13 protein-coding genes are annotated in these 16,734 nt (G+C 63.8%); 3 read left to right on the top strand and 10 right to left on the bottom strand.

From position 1 onward, the window contains the following. On the bottom strand, positions 1 to 1,092 hold the full coding sequence (locus NHH73_12345; protein ID USX29011.1) for a porin: 1,092 nt from the start codon (positions 1,090 to 1,092) through the stop codon (positions 1 to 3). A 212-nt stretch (positions 1,093 to 1,304) separates the two neighbouring features. On the opposite strand from NHH73_12345, the gene NHH73_12340 reads away from it, so the two are divergent. Both NHH73_12340 and NHH73_12335 read left to right on the top strand, forming a co-directional pair. Then, complete coding sequence (locus NHH73_12340) at positions 1,305 to 2,474, top strand: ABC transporter substrate-binding protein (protein USX29618.1); 1,170 nt, start codon at positions 1,305 to 1,307, stop codon at positions 2,472 to 2,474. 170 nt (positions 2,475 to 2,644) lie between these two features. Continuing rightward, entirely contained in the window at positions 2,645 to 2,827 is a 183-nt protein-coding gene (locus NHH73_12335) for a DUF3606 domain-containing protein (protein USX29010.1), read from the top strand. Between the two features lie 16 nt (positions 2,828 to 2,843). Here NHH73_12335 and NHH73_12330 read toward each other — a convergent pair whose 3' ends face one another. Genes NHH73_12330 through NHH73_12315 form a run of 4 tightly spaced genes read right to left on the bottom strand, consistent with a single transcriptional unit; the run spans position 2,844 to position 7,132 of the window. After that, positions 2,844 to 3,161: a DUF3325 domain-containing protein gene (locus NHH73_12330; protein ID USX29009.1), complete on the bottom strand. Its 318-nt coding sequence runs from the start codon at positions 3,159 to 3,161 to the stop codon at positions 2,844 to 2,846. Then, positions 3,154 to 4,674: a PepSY domain-containing protein gene (locus NHH73_12325; protein ID USX29008.1), complete on the bottom strand. Its 1,521-nt coding sequence runs from the start codon at positions 4,672 to 4,674 to the stop codon at positions 3,154 to 3,156. Before NHH73_12325 ends, NHH73_12330 begins: the two co-directional genes overlap by 8 nt. Positions 4,675 to 4,683: 9 nt before the next feature. Then, positions 4,684 to 4,980 carry a hypothetical protein gene (locus tag NHH73_12320; GenBank protein USX29007.1) on the bottom strand — a complete coding sequence of 99 codons (297 nt, stop codon included), beginning with the start codon at positions 4,978 to 4,980 and terminating at the stop codon, positions 4,684 to 4,686. A gap of 1 nt (position 4,981) precedes the next feature. Continuing rightward, the gene (locus tag NHH73_12315) at positions 4,982 to 7,132 is read right to left on the bottom strand and encodes a TonB-dependent receptor (protein ID USX29006.1); all 2,151 of its coding nucleotides are present in this window, start codon (positions 7,130 to 7,132) and stop codon (positions 4,982 to 4,984) included. A gap of 268 nt (positions 7,133 to 7,400) precedes the next feature. On the opposite strand from NHH73_12315, the gene NHH73_12310 reads away from it, so the two are divergent. Next, positions 7,401 to 7,583, top strand: a complete 183-nt coding sequence (locus NHH73_12310) for a DUF3606 domain-containing protein (protein ID USX29005.1) — start codon at positions 7,401 to 7,403, stop codon at positions 7,581 to 7,583. Positions 7,584 to 7,608: 25 nt separating this feature from the next. On the opposite strand, the gene NHH73_12305 is transcribed toward NHH73_12310, so the two are convergent. From NHH73_12305 to NHH73_12285, 5 genes are all read right to left on the bottom strand, one after another. After that, on the bottom strand, positions 7,609 to 8,538 hold the full coding sequence (locus tag NHH73_12305) for an alpha/beta hydrolase (protein USX29004.1): 930 nt from the start codon (positions 8,536 to 8,538) through the stop codon (positions 7,609 to 7,611). After that, positions 8,528 to 11,575 carry an SMP-30/gluconolactonase/LRE family protein gene (locus tag NHH73_12300; protein ID USX29003.1) on the bottom strand — a complete coding sequence of 1,016 codons (3,048 nt, stop codon included), beginning with the start codon at positions 11,573 to 11,575 and terminating at the stop codon, positions 8,528 to 8,530. Before NHH73_12300 ends, NHH73_12305 begins: the two co-directional genes overlap by 11 nt. A gap of 11 nt (positions 11,576 to 11,586) precedes the next feature. Next, on the bottom strand, positions 11,587 to 12,951 hold the full coding sequence (locus tag NHH73_12295; protein USX29002.1) for a GntP family permease: 1,365 nt from the start codon (positions 12,949 to 12,951) through the stop codon (positions 11,587 to 11,589). Between the two features lie 21 nt (positions 12,952 to 12,972). Then, on the bottom strand, positions 12,973 to 16,062 hold the full coding sequence (locus NHH73_12290; GenBank protein ID USX29001.1) for a TonB-dependent receptor: 3,090 nt from the start codon (positions 16,060 to 16,062) through the stop codon (positions 12,973 to 12,975). 90 nt (positions 16,063 to 16,152) lie between these two features. Then, positions 16,153 to 16,686, bottom strand: a complete 534-nt coding sequence (locus NHH73_12285) for a gluconokinase (GenBank protein USX29000.1) — start codon at positions 16,684 to 16,686, stop codon at positions 16,153 to 16,155. Between the last annotated feature and the right edge of the window lie 48 nt (positions 16,687 to 16,734).

Below are 16,734 nucleotides of genomic sequence, written 5' to 3'. Positions count from 1 at the left end.
TTAGAAGTTGTGGCGCAAACCGCCCATCACACCATTCTGCGTCTTGCCCACGCCAACGGTGCCGCCGGCATCGAGCGCAATCGCCGACAAGCCGCTGTTCTTCATGCGGCCGATACCGCCATAAACGGCGGTCCGCTTCGAGAAGTAATAGGTCAAGCGCGCCACCAGCAAGGTCGCATCCGCACTGCTGTTCTTCACATCACGCTTGGCCACCTGCGCATCGAGCGTCGTCAGTGGCGTAACCGGATAGCTCGCCCCCAGGAAGTACAGCTCCGATTCCGTCAGCCCGGTCACCGCGCGCGTGGTGCGATCGACCACGCCGGCGCCGATCTTGCCCTCGCCAACTTTGAAGTAGCCGTTGACGGTGATGCGCTTGTCGCTGTTGTCGCTGCTCGTCAAACCGGCGGCCGCGCCGGTGTTCCCGTACAGGATGTCGTAGGACGCATTCAAGCCGTAAGCCGGCAACTCATAGCCGAACAACGCGGTGACCTGGCGGCAGGCCTTCGAATTGCCCGGCACCTCGCCGGCGCAGCCGGTGGCTGCCGGACCGCCGGCCGCCGACGAATCGCGCCCGGTGCTGTAGGTGGCGCCCACCACGAAGTTATTGAAGTTACCCAGGTAGCCGATGGCGTTGTCGCTGCGCGCGTTCGGCAGATACGGATCGATACTGCCGATCGCGAACAGGTTCGGTCCCATCACGTCGGCCTTCTGGCCGGCGATATAGGTCATGTTGATCTGGCGTCCCAGGGTCACGGTGCCGAAGGCGCCCTTCAATCCCACCGACGCCTGGCGGCCGAACAGGCGGTTGCCCTGCTGGCTGGTGCCGGTGTCGAGCGCCAGGCCCGATTCCAGCGTGAAGACCACCTGCAGTCCGCCGCCCAGATCCTCGACGCCGCGGAAGCCGATGCGCGACGGGAAGGACCCTGTCAACGAAGGCATCTTGGTCACGGAATCGCCGGCGGCATTGACGTTGGTGACGTGAACCAGGCCGGTGTCGAGCAAGCCGTACACGGTCACATTGGATTGCGCCATCGCTGCGGATGCGCCCATGCCTGCCAGAAGCGCCACGGCGCAACGGATACTGTTTTTCATTACTGTCTCCTGTTATTTTATTGGATGTGCGATTATCGAACAATAGGTTGTTAATCGCACATAAATTGGATACTATGATTGTCGCGGGGCGTTGTCAAGAAACAGAACGGCAGCGATGCCTCGACAAAACGGCACTAAAATGGCCGCGACATGGCGCTTCGCATCGCCCCCACATAGACAAAAACAGAACCAGACAGGAGACCGGCATGACGATGAAAAAATTTGTAAATATTGCGACACTAGCGGCCATCACCCTGGCCGCCATGCCGCTGGCGCGGGCGCAGGACACCATCAAGGTCGGCGTGATCGCCGCATTCTCGGGCCCCTTCGCCGACTACGGCAAGCAGATGGAAGGCGGTATCAAGGCTTACATGGCGCAGAACGGCGCCACTGTGGCCGGCAAGAAGATCGAGATCATCGTCAAGGACACCACCGGCCCGTCGCCGGAAATCGCCAAGCGCCTGGCGCAGGAGCTGGTGGTACGCGACAAGGTCGATTTCCTTGCCGGCTTCGGCCTGACGCCGGAGGCGCTGGCAGTGGCGCCGATCGCGGAACAGGCCAAGAAGCCGATGATCATCATGAACGCGGCCACGTCGATCATCACCACCAAGTCCAATTACATCACCCGCTTCTCCATGACGCTGCCGCAGATCTCGGCGCCGATGGCGACATGGGCGGTGAAGAACAAGATCAAGAAGGTTGTCACCCTGGTGGCGGACTACGGTCCCGGCATCGATGCCGAAACAGCGTTCAAGAATGAACTGGTCAAGGGCGGCGGCACGGTGACCGAATCGATCCGCGTCCCGCTGCGCAACCCGGAGTTCGCGCCCTACATCCAGCGCATCAAGGACGCCAAGCCGGATGCGGTGTTCATCTTCGTGCCGGCCGGCGAACAAAGCATCGCCTTCATGAAGGGCTATCGCGAGCGCGGCCTGGCCGAAGCGGGCATCAAGGTCATCGCCACCGGCGACCTGACCGACGACCACGTGCTGCCGGCGATGGGCGACGCCACCTTGGGCGTGATCACCACCTTCCATTATTCGGCCGCGCACAAGTCGCCGGAAAACGCGGCGTTCCTGAAAAGCTTTGCGGCCACCAATCCAAACGGCGGCCGCCCGAACTTCATGGCGGTGGCGGCGTATGACGGCATGGCCGCGATCTATGAAGTGGCCCGCAAGCTGAATGGCAAAATCGACGGCGACAAGGCCATGGAGGTCCTCAAGACCATCAAGCTCAATAGCCCTCGCGGCCCGATCTCGATCGACCCGCAAACGCGGGATATCGTGCAGACGGTCTATGTGCGCAAGGTCGAAAAGATCGGCAATGAGGTTTACAACGTGGAGTTCGACCAGTTCGCGAACCAGAAGGATCCGGGCAAATAATCCGCATCCGATACGTGTGGCGGAGTGGCCCGGCCAAATCCGCCACACGGAAATCCCAACTTTTTTGCGTCAGCTTGTCATCCGGATCGAATCACCATGCGTTATAGCAATGCAGGACAACGCAATCGGTGCCATTTGATTAACGTCCCACTATCAATAAATGAGACATCATGCAAGCATACCAAAACGCCAACGAAGCGGATTTCCGCTGCCAACATACGATCAACCCGAATCTGACGCAGGCCGTGCGCTATTGGGCGAGCGAGTTCGACGTGCCGCCATCCAAGCTGCTCGAAGTCGTCCGCGAAGTGGGCCGCAACCTGCTCGAAGTCCGCAAGCGCCTGTCGACGTAAGTTCGACAGTGGCTATTTACTGAAAAGCCAGCACGCGCAGCCAACGTACGCGCCAGCTAATCGTGAAGGCCACCGCCATCGCGCCGACGGCCGACAGCAGCACCCACAACACGGTCCCGAAACTTGGTCCGTGGCCCCACAGGCAAAGCGCGTAAGCGCAGGCCAGCAGACACGCCGCCCACCAGCGCCACCGCCGCAGCACATCGGCCGCCGGCGCGGTTTGATCGGCGTTGCCTGGAAGCGCACGCCAGTGTCCCGCCTGCGACAGCGCCAGCCACGCGAATGCCACATACGACATCGCCGCCGCGCCCAGCATGGTCAGCAATTCAAGCACGCTTGATACTCCTCAGTGCCATCAGCGCCAGCAAAGCGGTGGCTAACAATCCCAAATCCATGCCGGCGACGGCGAACTGGCTTTGCGCCAAAGCCTTCAGCACATGTGCGCCGGTCGTCACCCAGTTCGCCCCCACCGCCAGCACACAGAGCCCGGCGATGGCCCACAGCTGCTCGCGCCATGCGCACGCCCGCCGCCACCATGCGTGGCAAAACGCCAGTACCCAGACCAGATAGAACACGCGCATTTCCATCCCCGCGCGGTCCACGTCCGCGTAGCCCGCATCCGCCGGCAGCAAGCGATTGGCGACGAAGAAGGCCAATGTCGCCAGCAAAATACCGGTCACGCTGCCGATGGTCAGGCCCTCCACGACCGCCACCCCGGCCAGTCCGTGCTTCGCATGTTTCGCGCGGCGCCCCTCAAGCCAGAATAAAAAGCCGGTCGCTATCATCACGCAACCGGAAATGCCACCGAAGAAGTACAGCCAGCGCAAGGTCCAGCGCTCGAAACGGACGAAGTGCAAACCCGAGAAAAAGCGCTGCACCGTCATCACCGGGCCGGCCTCGAACCGCTCCAGCACTTCGCCGGTGGCGGCGTCGAAATAGATCTGGTCCAGGTTCATCGTCATGTCGTGGGCATATGAGCGGCGCAATTCGACATAGCTGTTGGCGTCGCCCGGATTCCACACACGCACAAAATACGGCTGCCCGCCCCGCCACTCCCGCTCCGCGCGTTCACGCATGGCATCCAGCGACGCCAGGGTCCCCGGCGCTTTGGCCGGTTTGCGGGTGTAGCGCCCGTAGGCCTCGGCCGTGAACGCGGCCTTGTCCTTGGCGGTACTGCCATACGCGCCGTAATACGATTGCGGAAAATAGATTGTCATGAAGATGATCAGGCCAGACAAGGCGATCGCAAAATGAAACGGCAAAGCCAGCACGCCGGTCAGATTGTGCAGGTCCAGGGCACTGCGCTGCAGGCGCTTGCGCGGACGGAAGGTGAAAAATTGGGCGATGATTTTCTTGTGGACGATCACGCCGGACACCAGCATCACCAGCATTGTCATCGCCGCCACGCCCACCAGCCATTTGCCGACCTCCATCCAGTTCAGATGCAAGTGATAGTGGAACGGCACGATGAAACCGCTCGCGCCGGCCGAGCCTTGCGGCGGCAGGAAAGCGTAGCTGGACGGGTCAAGCAGGCGGCCGTGTTCCACGCCGTCGGCGCCGCGATAGGAGAACTCCATCACCGGCATGCGCGCAGTCGGCAGGTCGACGCGCCACTGCCGCGCGCCGGCCGGCACGCTGGGCACAACCGCCTGCGCGATGCTGTCCAGCGAAGGCGCCGCCGCCGCGTTACGGACCTCGAGGCGCGTGTCCGGCAGCATCCAGCGATCGATCTCGTTACTGAAAACGCTCAATGTCCCCATCCAGAAGATAGCGAACAACAGGGCGCCGATCGTCACGCCCGCCCATGTGTGCAATGCCGCCATCGATTTAGTGAAGGTATCGCCCATCCCGCACCCTTAGTCCAGCAAGCGCCATAACGCCCACACGGCGGCCGCGCCGACGGCAAAGGCGAGCCAGAGGCGGCCGACGTTGCGCACGCTGAAGCCCCACAGCAGCAGCCCCAGATACAGCACAAAGCCCAGCATCGCCGCCACCGCCACCGCCTCGGAGCGCGGCATGCCTGCGCGGGACAGCGCCACCGCGCCGACGGCCACGCTCAACGCCGTCAGCGCATAGCCGCCGCCGACCGCGCCCAGCACGCGCAGTGCTGTGACGGCGGCGCGCGGCAGGCGGCCATGGCGCTGATCGGACATATCAGAACCGCAGCGCGTAGCCGAGGCTCACGGTGCGGCCGCGACCCGCGAAGTAGCGCTTAGGCTCCACCAGCGCGCTTTGCGAGTAGTACGTGATGTAGCTGCGGTCGAACAGGTTGGCCATCGACAGGCGCAGTTCGCCGTTTTTTCCGAGCTTGTAGTTGGCGCTCGCGTCGACCAGCGTGTACCCGCCGAAATCCTTGGCCGGATCGTCGAACGATTGGCTGAAAGCGTGCTGCCCCTGCACGAAGGTCGAGAACTTGCCGTTCCAGTCCGCGCTCCAGGTGGCGATCAGGCGATTTGGCGCCACGTTCAAGCCATCCAGTTTGGCGTCGAGCGTACCGTTTTCGTCACTGTCGTAACGGCCCTTGGTATAGGCGTAGGACAGCTTGGCGCGTTGCGCCTTGGTGAAACGATGGCCCAGGCTCAGGTCCACGCCCTCGATGCGCGTCTTCTCGCGCGCCATCATGAAGGCGCCGTTGATCGGCACCACGCGCGTGCCGAAATCCGAATCGGAGCGGAACAGGCTCGCATCCAGATCCCAGGCGCCGCTATGATAGCGCCCGCCCACTTCCACGCTCTTGGTCAGGATCGGCTGCAGGTCGCGCATGTTGGCCACGCTTTGGCCGGCTGTGTTGATGGAGCGGAGCACGCGGCCGATATCCGGCATGCCGAAGCCCTCCGAGTAGCTGGTGAACAGCGACACGTCCTTGACCGGATTCCACACCAGCCCCGCGTTCATCAGCGTCTCGTTGAAATCGATGGTGCCGCCCTGGACCAGCACGCGGCGGTACTGCGCCAGCGTGCGGTAGGTGTCGATCTCCAGATCGGCCTTCTCCTTGCGTACGCCGGCGTGCATCGTCAGCGTATCGAGCAGCTTGTATTCCCCCTGCAGGAACAAGGACAGGTTGCGGTATTCCGATTGCGGCACGTAGGTGCGGTTGGTCAGATACAGATCCTGCTTGCCCTTGTCGAACAGCGTGTCGAAACCGACGGTCAGCTTCAGGCGGCCGTTAAGCAGATCGTCGCGGCTCAACCCCACTTTGCTGCCGTACTTGGAGGCGACCGAGCGCGATTGATCGTACAGCGTGCCGCTTGGCGCGATCAGCGGGTCCTGGAAGGTGGCCGAGATGTCCGCACCGAACAGGCCCTCGAACTCCTGGTTGAACACCATCGCAGACAGCTCCATCCCCGCCAGATTGGCGTGGCGGTAGCTCAGGCTCGAAGTCCACACATCGTTCCACGGCGCGATGCCGGGCGGGGTGCCCTCGATCGAAGTGGTGGGAATGCCGCGCGCGCGGTCACCCGCCACGGCCAGGTAGCCGGCCTTGGATTTGATCTTGTAGCGGTTGACGGAAGCCTGCAGGCGCTGGTCGTCGTCGATCCAGTAGCCCAGCTTCGCCAGCACATCGTAGGTGCGCGAGTCCATCAAATCGCCCTGGGTGTTGTCGGTGCCGATCGAACGGCCCTTGCCGTCCAGGTACAGGCCCTGATCCTCATAGGACAGCGCGAACAGGTATTCGAACTTGTCGTTGCGGCCATCCAGGCGATAAGCGGTCTTGTAGCTGGCCGTCTCCGAACCGACATCGCTGGTCGGCAGCGTGGACTGCACGTCGATCGACTGGTTGAACGCACCCTTCTCCGGGCGCTTGGTGATGATGTTAATGGTGCCGCCGGTCGCGCCAAGGCCATTGATCGCATTCGCGCCCTGCACCACTTCGATCCGCTCGACCATCGAATAGTCGATCGTGTGCGCCTCACGTCCGGTCGGCCGCATCGGATTCGATTGCGGCACGCCGTCTACCAGCAGCAGCGGCGTGCGGCCGCGCAGCGTCTCGCCGGAGCCGTTCATCTTGCCGCGGCTGGGCGTATAGGACGGCAGCACGCTGCTCAACACGTCGGACGAATTACCGGAAATCGCCATCTGGCGCTCGATCTCTTCCTGCTTGATGATGACCACCGTTTGCGGCGCCTGGTTGGCGGCGATGTTCGAGCGCGAGGCCGACACCAGCACCGCCGGCACGGCGGCATCGTCGGCCGCCTGCGCCGCCACTTGGGCCGAGACCTGTGGCGCCGACAAGACCGCGACGATGGCGATGATCGCGCCAGGCAGGCGCGCGCGGGGATACAACGTGGGATTCAGGGATTTCACAGCGCTTGGCTCTCCGGTACATGGAACCGCCCGTACCGACCAACATGGTCTAAGAAGACATCCGAGGAAATCGCCGGCGATCGGTGGGCAGATGGTGTGCTGGCTGGCGCCTTGACGCGCGTGGCTTGCAAATAAGAATGATTACCATTATCAGGAAATCTTTCTGTTTGGTCAAGCGCGCGATTTACCGACATAAGTGCGGTAATGCACTGTAGAAGCGGCGCATCGCTGCCACCATTGTGACACCCGATACCATTTATTTAACATCATGCAGCCACAACAACCCTCCGTCCCTGCGGATTTCCGCTTCCAGACCACCATCAATCCCAAGCTCACACAGGCTGTGCGCTACTGGGCCGACGAATTCGATGTCCCGCCGGCCAAGCTGCTGGAAGTCGTGCGCGAAGTTGGGCGGAACGTCTACGAAGTGCGCAGGCGACTCTCCGCCTGAGCATCAGCCCAGCGTCACTGAATCGTTATTGCGCCGGCGATGGCACCCCTTGCGGCGCCTTGCCACCGTGCGGCACCAGCCAGCCGCTGTCGGCCAGCCAGTCGGCCAGGCGATCAGGCCAATGCACGTCGGACAGCCGCTCCGAACGCTGTCCCATGTTGAACGCATGGTCGGTGTCCGCATACATATGCAGTTCCGCCGACACGCCGGCCGCCACCAGCTGCTGATACAGCGCCACCGCCGGCGGCCCGCAGCACTTGTCCGCCGATCCCGCGACGATGAAGGCCGGCGGCGCGTTTTGCACCGCCTTCGCCGGCACGCCCAGTGGTCCCGGATACACGAGCACCTGGAAGTCGGGCCGCCCGCTTTGCTGGTCGACCGCGTCCTTTTTCGCGCCGGACGATTGTGACGGCGCCGGATTGTCGGCCACCAGCGACACCAGCTCGCCGCCGGCCGAGAATCCCATCACGCCAAGCCGGTTCGGATCGACGCCGAATTCCGCCGCGTGCGCCCTCACCCAGCGCACCGCGCGCCGCAGATCGGCGGCGCCGTCGTTCTCGATGCTATAGTTCGAGCCCTGGTCGCGCGCCAGCCGGTACTTCAGAACGAAGGCGGTCACGCCCACGCGGTTCAGCGACTTCGCCGCCACCATGCCCTCGTTCATCCATACCAGCATGCGATGCCCGCCGCCTGGCGCGATGATGACCGCCGCGCCGTTGGCGTGACGCGGGTCGGCCTTGACCACCGTCAGCGATGGATCGTGGATGTTGCTGACGTAGGTGTTCTGCACCGTCTCCGGCTCGCCGTGGCGCTTTTCCGATCCCGGCGCGCCGTCCGGCCACAGAATGTGGGTCGGCTGTGTGGTCGACTGCGCGGCCGGCTGCTGGGCGGCCGCCTGCGCGCAGGCCAGTAAAAACGCGGGCACCAAGGCCCATAACGATTTCTTAGAGAGCATTCAAGCCTCCGGTCGCGTACAGCGCGCGGTGGGTCAGTATGAACAGCGTGCGTCCGCCCTCGCCGCCGAAGATCAGTTGCAGCGGGCGTTCCGGCACATCGATGCGGCCGATCTCCTTGCCATCGGGCGCATAGACGAAGATCTGGCCGTTGGCCACATACACATTGCCCGCCGCATCCACGGCCGCGCTCTCGCCGCCGCGATTGGCCGCCAATTTGAGATCGGTGATGCCGCCGCCGGTGCCGATCACGCCACTGAAGGTGCGGTTCTCCGAGCCGTTGGTGAACACCACGCGGCCGTTACGCCCGGCCGACACCAGTCCATGGGTATCGAGCGAGTCCGAGAAGCGCCAGCCCAGATGATTCGGCTGCCCCTGCTGGAACATGCGGTAGGCCGGCAGCACCAGCGTGCCGTCCGGCGACACATACTCGCGCTTTTTCGGCAGCGCGACGTCGCGCGCGAACATCTCGGCCAGCGTGGTGAACTCATAGGTCTCGGGATTGAGCTGGTCGCGGAACTCGCCGTTCTGCCAGAAGTTGACCGGCACCACGGTCTTGGCGTCCGGACGGGCCTTCAACGGGGTCGGCTTGATCACCGTTACCTCGCCAGCCGGGCGATCCGGATGGAAGGAATACACGGTGCCCTCGAAGCCGTGCGACGACAGCACCATCAGCGCGCCGCTGTTGTCGATGGCCAGATTGATCGGGTCGAGCGGCGCGTCGCGCACCACCACCAGCCCCTTGTCCTTCGACCAGCTATAGATTCGCTGGAAGCGGCGGTCCACGAAATACAGCTTGCCCTTGGCGTCGACCACGCCGCCGGCGATCGAATAGAAGCCTTCCTCGAGCTTTTCCACTTTAATCGGGTTGGCCGGCGGCGTCACCGGATTGGCGACGATATCCAGCATCGCGAACTCGCGTTCGCGCACCTCCAGCTTGTGCGTCACATCCAGCAGCGCGTTCTCGAACGGGAATTTGCTGGCGCGCAGATAGGTGTCGCAACCGTTGTCGTCGCAGGTCGCATAGCCGCTCTCGCCGTTGACGTGCACATTGCGGAAGCGGATATCGCTGGAATTGGTCATCTTCACGGCGGCCGGCGCCGGCTTGATCGAGCGCGTGACGCGATAGGCGTGATAGTTCGCGAACAGGATATTGCGCGAATTGCGGACTTCCAGCGATACCGCGTCCATGCCGTCGCGGACCTCCTGCTCCGTTTGCGGCGCCAGGAACTCCCAATTTTCCACGTTATCGAGCACGATCTCGGCGCGCACATGGTGCTCGGCGGAGAGCTCGTAGACGCGGCCCGGCGTCTTGGTGTCCGAGACATAGAACCCAGCCTGCGCGAAGGTGCTCGGCGACCAGACCGCGACAAAGGTACCGCCGCCGCCATCGGTTACCCAGATGCTCGGATACTGCCGATCCCAATGCGCGGTCGGATCGAAGTCGGCGCGTTTTTGATACGGATCGCGGCGCACGCCGTCGTAAAGCCGCGTGCCGTGACCGCCCTGGATGCGGATGTCGTCGACCAGCGAGTGCTCGCCGGCCTTCCACAGCAGGCCGACCGCGCGCGGATTGACTTCGCCGGTCGCCAGGCCAAAGCCGGAGACAATGGCGTCGCCGCCCTTGGCGCTCTCCAGCAGCGCCTTGGGTCCGTCAACACCGGCGTACAGCGGCGAGCCATTCGGCAGCACCAGCTGCGTCAAGCCCGGATGCAGCGCGACGATCACGGTGTCGGGCTTCATGCGAATGGTATCGTTGACGATGTAGAAGCCCAGCGGCAGGTACACCACGCGGTTGTTGTCGATGGCTTTCTGGATCGCCGCCGTATCGTCGGTCTGGCCGTCGCCTTTCGCGCCCAAGGCGCGGGCATTGGCCCACTGCGTGGTTGGCGGCAGCGCGCGCAGCACACGCTTGGGCGCGGCCGGCATGGCGCTCAATGGCGCAATTTTGGAATTGGTCCCGAACTTGCCGGTGCTGCCGACGCCTCGCAGCATCAGGCCGTAATTGAATTCACCCACGCGGTAGATCGCCCCCGGCGCGGCGATCTTCTTGCCGCTGTCGCGGAACTGCGCGAATACCGGCGTATTACGCGCGACCGCGTTGTCGAAACCGACCTGGGTGTAGACGTTGTCCTCGTTCGAGATGATGATCGCCGCCTTCGACACGTTCTCGAAGCGCACATCCTTACCCCACAACCAATCGCCGTAACCCCGGTCGATCTCGATGCCCACCTTGGTATTGCGGATGGAGACGTTGATCATCGTCAGGCCGGCTTCGTGCTCGCGGATGGCGGCGTCGCGCTGGCCCTCGAAGGTCGAATCCATCAGCGTGAACTGCCAGGCCGGCGACGTCTTCTCCGACAGGATGCCGTAGCGTCCACCGTAGAACTTCAGGTTGAAGCCCTCGTTGCCGACCTGGTAGATACCGGCCAGCCCGGAGCCGATATGGAAGTCGATGTGGCTCAGGTTAGAGTGCTGCGCGGTGCGCAGTCGCACGGCCGCCGCCGCCGGATTGCCGTCGCCGATTTCAAAGTCGACATTGCTCATCGCCGAATAGAAAGTCGACGAATTCGCGTCGCGCACCTTCTCGCTGAATGGCACCGCGCTCGCTACCGGAACCGGCACCTTGCCGACCGTGTACTGGTCGCCGCCGGTGAACACCACCATGTTGGCGACGCCTTTCTGGAAGCCGGGCGTGCGCTCGCCCAGCACCAGCACCGGCCGCGTCGCGCCGACGCCGTACAGGCGCACCGCCAGCGGAATCAGGATGGTGCGCGTGATGCGATAGCGTCCCGACGGCAGGAACACCACGCCGCCCTCGCCTTTGTTCGCCGCGCTGTCGATGGCTTTCTGGATCGCCGCGGTGTCGTCGGTGCGGCCGTCGCCGGTGGCCTGGACCTTGACGGCCTGCGCGTCGTCCGGCATGGTCTGATAAACGGAAACCGAGGCCGGCGCGGCCGGTGCGGCCTGCGCACCTTGCAACGGGACGGCCAGCATCGCCACGGTCGCCATCAGCAGCCGCGTTAAAGATAATTTCATTTGCTTAGTCCTTAGATAAAGATCGATAGGAGCAACACGAAAATCAGCCCGAAGACGCCAACCAGCGTCTCCATCAAAGTCCACGAGCGGAAGGTGTCCTTCAGCGACAGGCCAAAGTACTCCTTGAACATCCAGAATCCGGAATCGTTCACGTGGCTGCACATCAAACTGCCGGCGCCGATCGCCAGCACCATCAGGCTCGGATCGATACCCGAGCTTTCCACCAGCGGCGCGACGATGCCGGCCGCCGTCAGTCCCGCCACGGTGGCCGAACCAAGGCAGATACGTATCAGGGTCGCCACCAGCCAGCCAAGCACCAGCGACGGCACCGGCAGGCCGCCCAGCTGCCGGCCCAACTCCCCGCTGACGCCCGAATCGACCAGCACCTGTTTCAGCGCGCCCGCCCCCGCGATCACCAGCAGGATGGGCGCGATGTCGCGCAAGGCGTCCTGCGCGCCCGACATCAGCGCCGGCAGGCTTTTACCGCGCGCCAGTCCCAGCGTCACCAGGGCCACGGCCAGCGCGATCAACATCACGATCATCGGATTGGCCATGAAGTTGATGACCGATTTCAGCGCCGCATCCTCGGTGGGCACCATGGTCAGCGCGGTGGCGCCGGCCAGCAGCCAGACCGGCAGCAGCGCGGTGGCGAAGCTGTTGAAAACGCCCGGCAGCTGCGCCTCCTCCAGCAGCCCGGCGCGGAACATCGGCGCCGGCTCGCTGTGGATGCGCTTCAGCGTCATCGCGAAGATCGGACCGGCGATGATCAGCGTCGGTATGGCGACGATCATCCCGTAGAACAGCGTGCGGCCCATATCGGCATGGAACTGCGCCACCAGCGCGGTCGGCGACGGATGCGGCGGCAGGAAGCCGTGCGCGATCGACAGTCCGGCCAGCAGCGGTATCGCCAGCGCCACCGCCGGCCGCCCGCTCTGGTACACCAGCGAGAACACCAGCGGCACCAGCAGCACGAAGCCGACGTTGTAATACAGGGGAATACCAGCCACGAAGCCGGTCAGGGTCAGCGCCACGGGCATGCGCGCCGAACCGAATACGCCGATCAGATAACTGGCGATGCGCTGGGCGGCGCCGCTGTCGGCGATTAATTTGCCGAACACCGCGCCCAGGCAGACAATGACGATCAGCGATCCAAGCAGGTCGCCGATGCCCTTGTCGATCGATTTGGGAATGCTCTCCAGCGGCATGCCGAGCAGCAGCGCCGCCACCAGCGCGGCCACCACGAACGCCAGCAGCGGCTGCACTTTGCCCCAGGCGATCAAAAGGGTCAGCAGGCCGACGGACAAGCCGACGGCCAGCATGCCCCAGACGGCTGGCGTGACGCCGAACAGCGCCGCCAACGGACTGGTAATGTTCATAACCGCGCCTTGGCGTGAAGGTTAGAAGTTGTAGCGGACGCCGACGCGGTACACGCGGCCGAGGACATCGTACAGCTGCGGGTTGATGCCGTAGCTAAGGTTGGCCTGCGGCGCCGGCTCCGGATCGACGTTGGCGATATTGTCGATCTTGAAGTAGGCGGTGGTCTTGTCACCCAGCTTGTACGAGCCACCCAGATCGACGTAGAACGCACCCTTCATCTTGTTGTTGAAGATGGTCGGGTGGATCGTCGTCGACACGGGGCAATTGGTCTGGCACTCGATGAACTCATTGCTGTAGACGCCTTTGCTGATCCAGCGCTCGGTCAAGGTCAGGCTGTATTTGTCGGTATCCCACGACTGCGAGGCCAAGCCTTTCCACTTCGGCGTCGTGCCCTGGCTGACGCCGAAGGCCAGGTTGGCGCCCGCGCCCTCCGAAGGAATCGTGCCGACGACGCCAGGATCGGTCAGGAAGCTGATGTTGCGGGTAACCAGTCCGCGGAACGTCAGGCGGCCAGGCAGGCCCAGATCCTTCAGATTCATGCGGTAGGCGGCCTCCATGTCGTAGCCTTTCACGTGCAGCGACGCCAGGTTGAACGCCTGCACCGTCACATAGTTATTGGTCGCCACAGGGCTGTTGAGCACCATCGCACCGCAGATTTCCTGGTTGCCGGCCGCGCACAGATCGACTTCCTGCTGCGCGGTCAGCGCCGAGATCACGCCCTTGACCTTGATGTCGAAGTAATCGATGGAGGCGCTGAAGCCCGGCGCCCACGATGGCTGCGTCAACACGATACCGGCGGTGCTGTTGCGGGCGATCTCCGGACGCAGGTTGGTGTTACCCACGGTGCGCTGCTGGATGCCGATCGTGTTGCCTTGATAGGCGACCACGTTGTTGACCACCACCTGCGCCGCATACAGCTCGCTCAGATTCGGCGCGCGCACATCCTTGGACGTCACCGCGCGCAGGCGCAGGCCGTCGATGCCGGTCTTCCAGTTGGCGCCCACCTTCCAGCTTTCCACATGGCCGGAGGTGCTGTATTTGGTATGGCGGTCGGCCAGATTCAGATTGGCCTCACCCCAGGTGGCGGACTTCAGCACCGGCACGTTCAGCTCCACATACGCTTCCTTGACGTTGTACGTGCCCTGGGCGTTGTGGTAGTTACCCGCGTACCAGTTGTTACCGACGGTGGTATTCAGCAGCGGATCGGCAGGATACTGCGCGGTGTTCTGGCTGTCCGGGAAAATGCCGTTGCCATATGGGTCGCCGGTGACTTTATAGTGTTCGCGGCGGTACTCGGCGCCGGTGGCCACGGCGATCGGGCCGGCCCACGACTCGAACGCCTCGCCGCTGAAGTTCACGCTGGCGACATCCTGCGTCTGGCGGGTGTGCTGGCGCGGACCGTTTTCCGGCGCGATGTAGGACCAGGTGGCCGCGTCGATCGGGTTGTTGCCGATGATGTTGAGCGGTTTGCAGCCGGATGCGGCGGCGACCGGATTGCGGCAGACGATGGTGCCCTCAGGGCCGCGCACGGCGTCGATGGCGGCGTTGTAGCGGGCATTCAGCGTCATGTCGTTGACGATGATGTCGGTCTTGTTGGCGCCATGTTCGGCGTAGGCGTCATACGACCATTCCTTGCCCATCAACTGGAACTTGCCGGTGCCGCCGACCACCACGCGCTCCATCTGGCGGGTCGGGTGGACGTTGATATTTTCCGGGAAGTTGGCGTTGGCCGTCCCGTACTGGAAGCTGGTGATGTTATTGGCCGCGCAAGCGGCGGCGATCGACGCCGGCAGGTAGGGATTGCTGCACTGGACGGTCAGGTTGGCGTTTTTGGCGGCGCCGGGATTCGGCGAGAAGGCCGACTTCACCTTGCCGAAATTGGCCGTCATGTAGATCTCATGATCGGGGTTGATGTCGAAGCCGACGCGCGTATAGGCCACCTGGCGGGTCAGGTCCATCGCCAGGTTGGTGCCGGCGCCGACGCTGCCGCTCAAGTCACCGCCGACGCACAGCGGATTGATACAGCCGGTCACCGAGCCGGTGCCGGTCGGCACGCCGTTGGAACCGTAATTGAATTTGTACGGCTGGCCGTTGTCGCCGAAGGCCGTGCCCTGCAGCGGGCCGTTGGTGATCAGGCCATACTTGGCGTACTGGTACTGCTGCGCGTGCAGCACCGAATAGTACTGCGGCTTGCCGTCGTTGGTTTGCGACAGCGGACGGACCTGGAAGGCCGGGTTCTGATACCACGTACGGCCGTTCGGACCCACCTCGCCGAAGCCCGGCGACTCGATGCCCTTCTGGCGGCCGTATTCGCCGCTGACCTGCACGTGCAGGCGGTCGTCCATGAAGGACTTGCCCCACGCGGCCTGCAAGGTGCCGTTCTTGTCGTCGTGGTAGGTGGTCATCCCGCCCTGCACATTGGCCTTGAAACCCTGGAAGCGCTTGTCGGTGATGAAGTTGACGACGCCGCCGATGGCGTCCGAGCCATACGACGCCGAGGCGCCGCCGGTCACCACGTCCACGCGCTTGATCAGCAGTTGCGGGAACTGGCTGACGTCCGTCACGCCGGTGACGTTGGCGCCGACCACGCGCTGGCCGTCGAGCAGGGTCAGGGTGCGGATCGCGCCCAGGCCGCGCAGGCTCAATGAGCTCAGACCCTGCACGCCGCTGCTGGTGCTGTTGGTGCTGGTGGTGCGGCCGGTGCTGCCCTGCAGCGCCGGCAGTTCGGCGATGCTGTTGAAGATGTTCGGCTGCGCGCCTTTGGCCAGGTCGTCGGCGCTCAGGGTTGTGGTCGGCGTCGGCTGCGTGAAGCCGCGCGCGGCGATGCGCGAACCGGACACGGTGACGACGTTCTCCACCGGCGCCGCCGCTTCCGGCGCGGCAGGCGCCGCGGCTGCGGCCACCGGAGCGTTGTCCTGCGCGGTGGCGCCTTGCTGCGCTTCGGCGCCGGCCGCCGGGGTTTGGGTTTGGGTTTGGGTTTGGGTTTGAGCTTCGGCTTGAGCCCCGGCCTGGGCTTGCGCCTGAACCTGGGCCTGAGCCGACAAGGCGATCCAGCTGCAAGCGCTGGCGACGGCCAGGCGCATGATGGTGTTACGTGTAGGTGTAGTCATTTTAGTCTCCGGTTTTTAGTCTGTAATTGTTTGCGCGGTACTGCTGACGGTCCGCTGCGTGTTCGATTTTTCCTGCGCTTTGCTGCTGTTTTATTCCGCCGCTCCCTCGCTGGCCAAGATCTGCGCGACCAGTTGCCCTGGCGGCGCCGTAATGGCCAAGGTGATTCCGGCCTCGTCGGCCTGAAGCGGTTCCAGGTCCCTGAACTGGCTGTCCAGCAGCGACGGCGGCATGTAGTGTCCAACGCGCGCTTGCATGCGGTCGGCGATCAGGTCACGCGCCCCGCTCAGATGGGCGAAGCGCAGCGCCGGGTCGCCCACGCGCAGCAGGTCGCGATAGCGGCGCTTCAGCGACGAGCAGGAGAGCACCAGTCCGATGCCGGCCCGGCGCGCCTCGGCCACCTTCGCCTGCAACGCCAGCAGCCAATCGGCACGGTCGTCGTCTGTCAGCGCGTGGCCGGCCGACATCTTGGCGACGTTGGCCGCCGGATGGAATTGGTCGCCCTCGACGAACTCGACGCCTTGCGCGGTTGCCAGCGCCTGGCCGATCGTGCTCTTGCCGCAACCGCTCACGCCCATGACGACCCAGCGTATCGCACTGTCTTGCGGGCTGCGGGAACTCTCCATCCATCTCTCCAAGTTAAAGTTAGCGCTATCATTTCAGTTCCAAGTGAA

It is taken from the genome of Oxalobacteraceae bacterium OTU3CINTB1, assembly GCA_024123955.1.
In the GTDB taxonomy this organism is placed as follows: domain Bacteria; phylum Pseudomonadota; class Gammaproteobacteria; order Burkholderiales; family Burkholderiaceae_D; genus Rugamonas.
The sequence above is the reverse complement of the archived record's forward strand: the minus strand, read 5'-3'. Positions and strand labels throughout refer to the sequence as shown.

What these genes read in the sequence shown, in the direction of transcription:
- NHH73_12345 (USX29011.1), bottom strand. Translation starts at nt 1,092, where the DNA reads ATGAAAAACAGTATCCGTTGCGCCGTGGCGCTTCTGGCAGGCATGGGC.
- NHH73_12340 (USX29618.1), top strand. Translation starts at nt 1,305, where the DNA reads ATGAAAAAATTTGTAAATATTGCGACACTAGCGGCCATCACCCTGGCC.
- NHH73_12335 (USX29010.1), top strand. Translation starts at nt 2,645, where the DNA reads ATGCAAGCATACCAAAACGCCAACGAAGCGGATTTCCGCTGCCAACAT.
- NHH73_12325 (USX29008.1), bottom strand. Translation starts at nt 4,674, where the DNA reads ATGGGCGATACCTTCACTAAATCGATGGCGGCATTGCACACATGGGCG.
- NHH73_12320 (USX29007.1), bottom strand. Translation starts at nt 4,980, where the DNA reads ATGTCCGATCAGCGCCATGGCCGCCTGCCGCGCGCCGCCGTCACAGCA.
- NHH73_12310 (USX29005.1), top strand. Translation starts at nt 7,401, where the DNA reads ATGCAGCCACAACAACCCTCCGTCCCTGCGGATTTCCGCTTCCAGACC.
- NHH73_12305 (USX29004.1), bottom strand. Translation starts at nt 8,538, where the DNA reads ATGCTCTCTAAGAAATCGTTATGGGCCTTGGTGCCCGCGTTTTTACTG.
- NHH73_12300 (USX29003.1), bottom strand. Translation starts at nt 11,575, where the DNA reads ATGAAATTATCTTTAACGCGGCTGCTGATGGCGACCGTGGCGATGCTG.
- NHH73_12295 (USX29002.1), bottom strand. Translation starts at nt 12,951, where the DNA reads ATGAACATTACCAGTCCGTTGGCGGCGCTGTTCGGCGTCACGCCAGCC.
- NHH73_12290 (USX29001.1), bottom strand. Translation starts at nt 16,062, where the DNA reads ATGACTACACCTACACGTAACACCATCATGCGCCTGGCCGTCGCCAGC.
- NHH73_12285 (USX29000.1), bottom strand. Translation starts at nt 16,686, where the DNA reads ATGGAGAGTTCCCGCAGCCCGCAAGACAGTGCGATACGCTGGGTCGTC.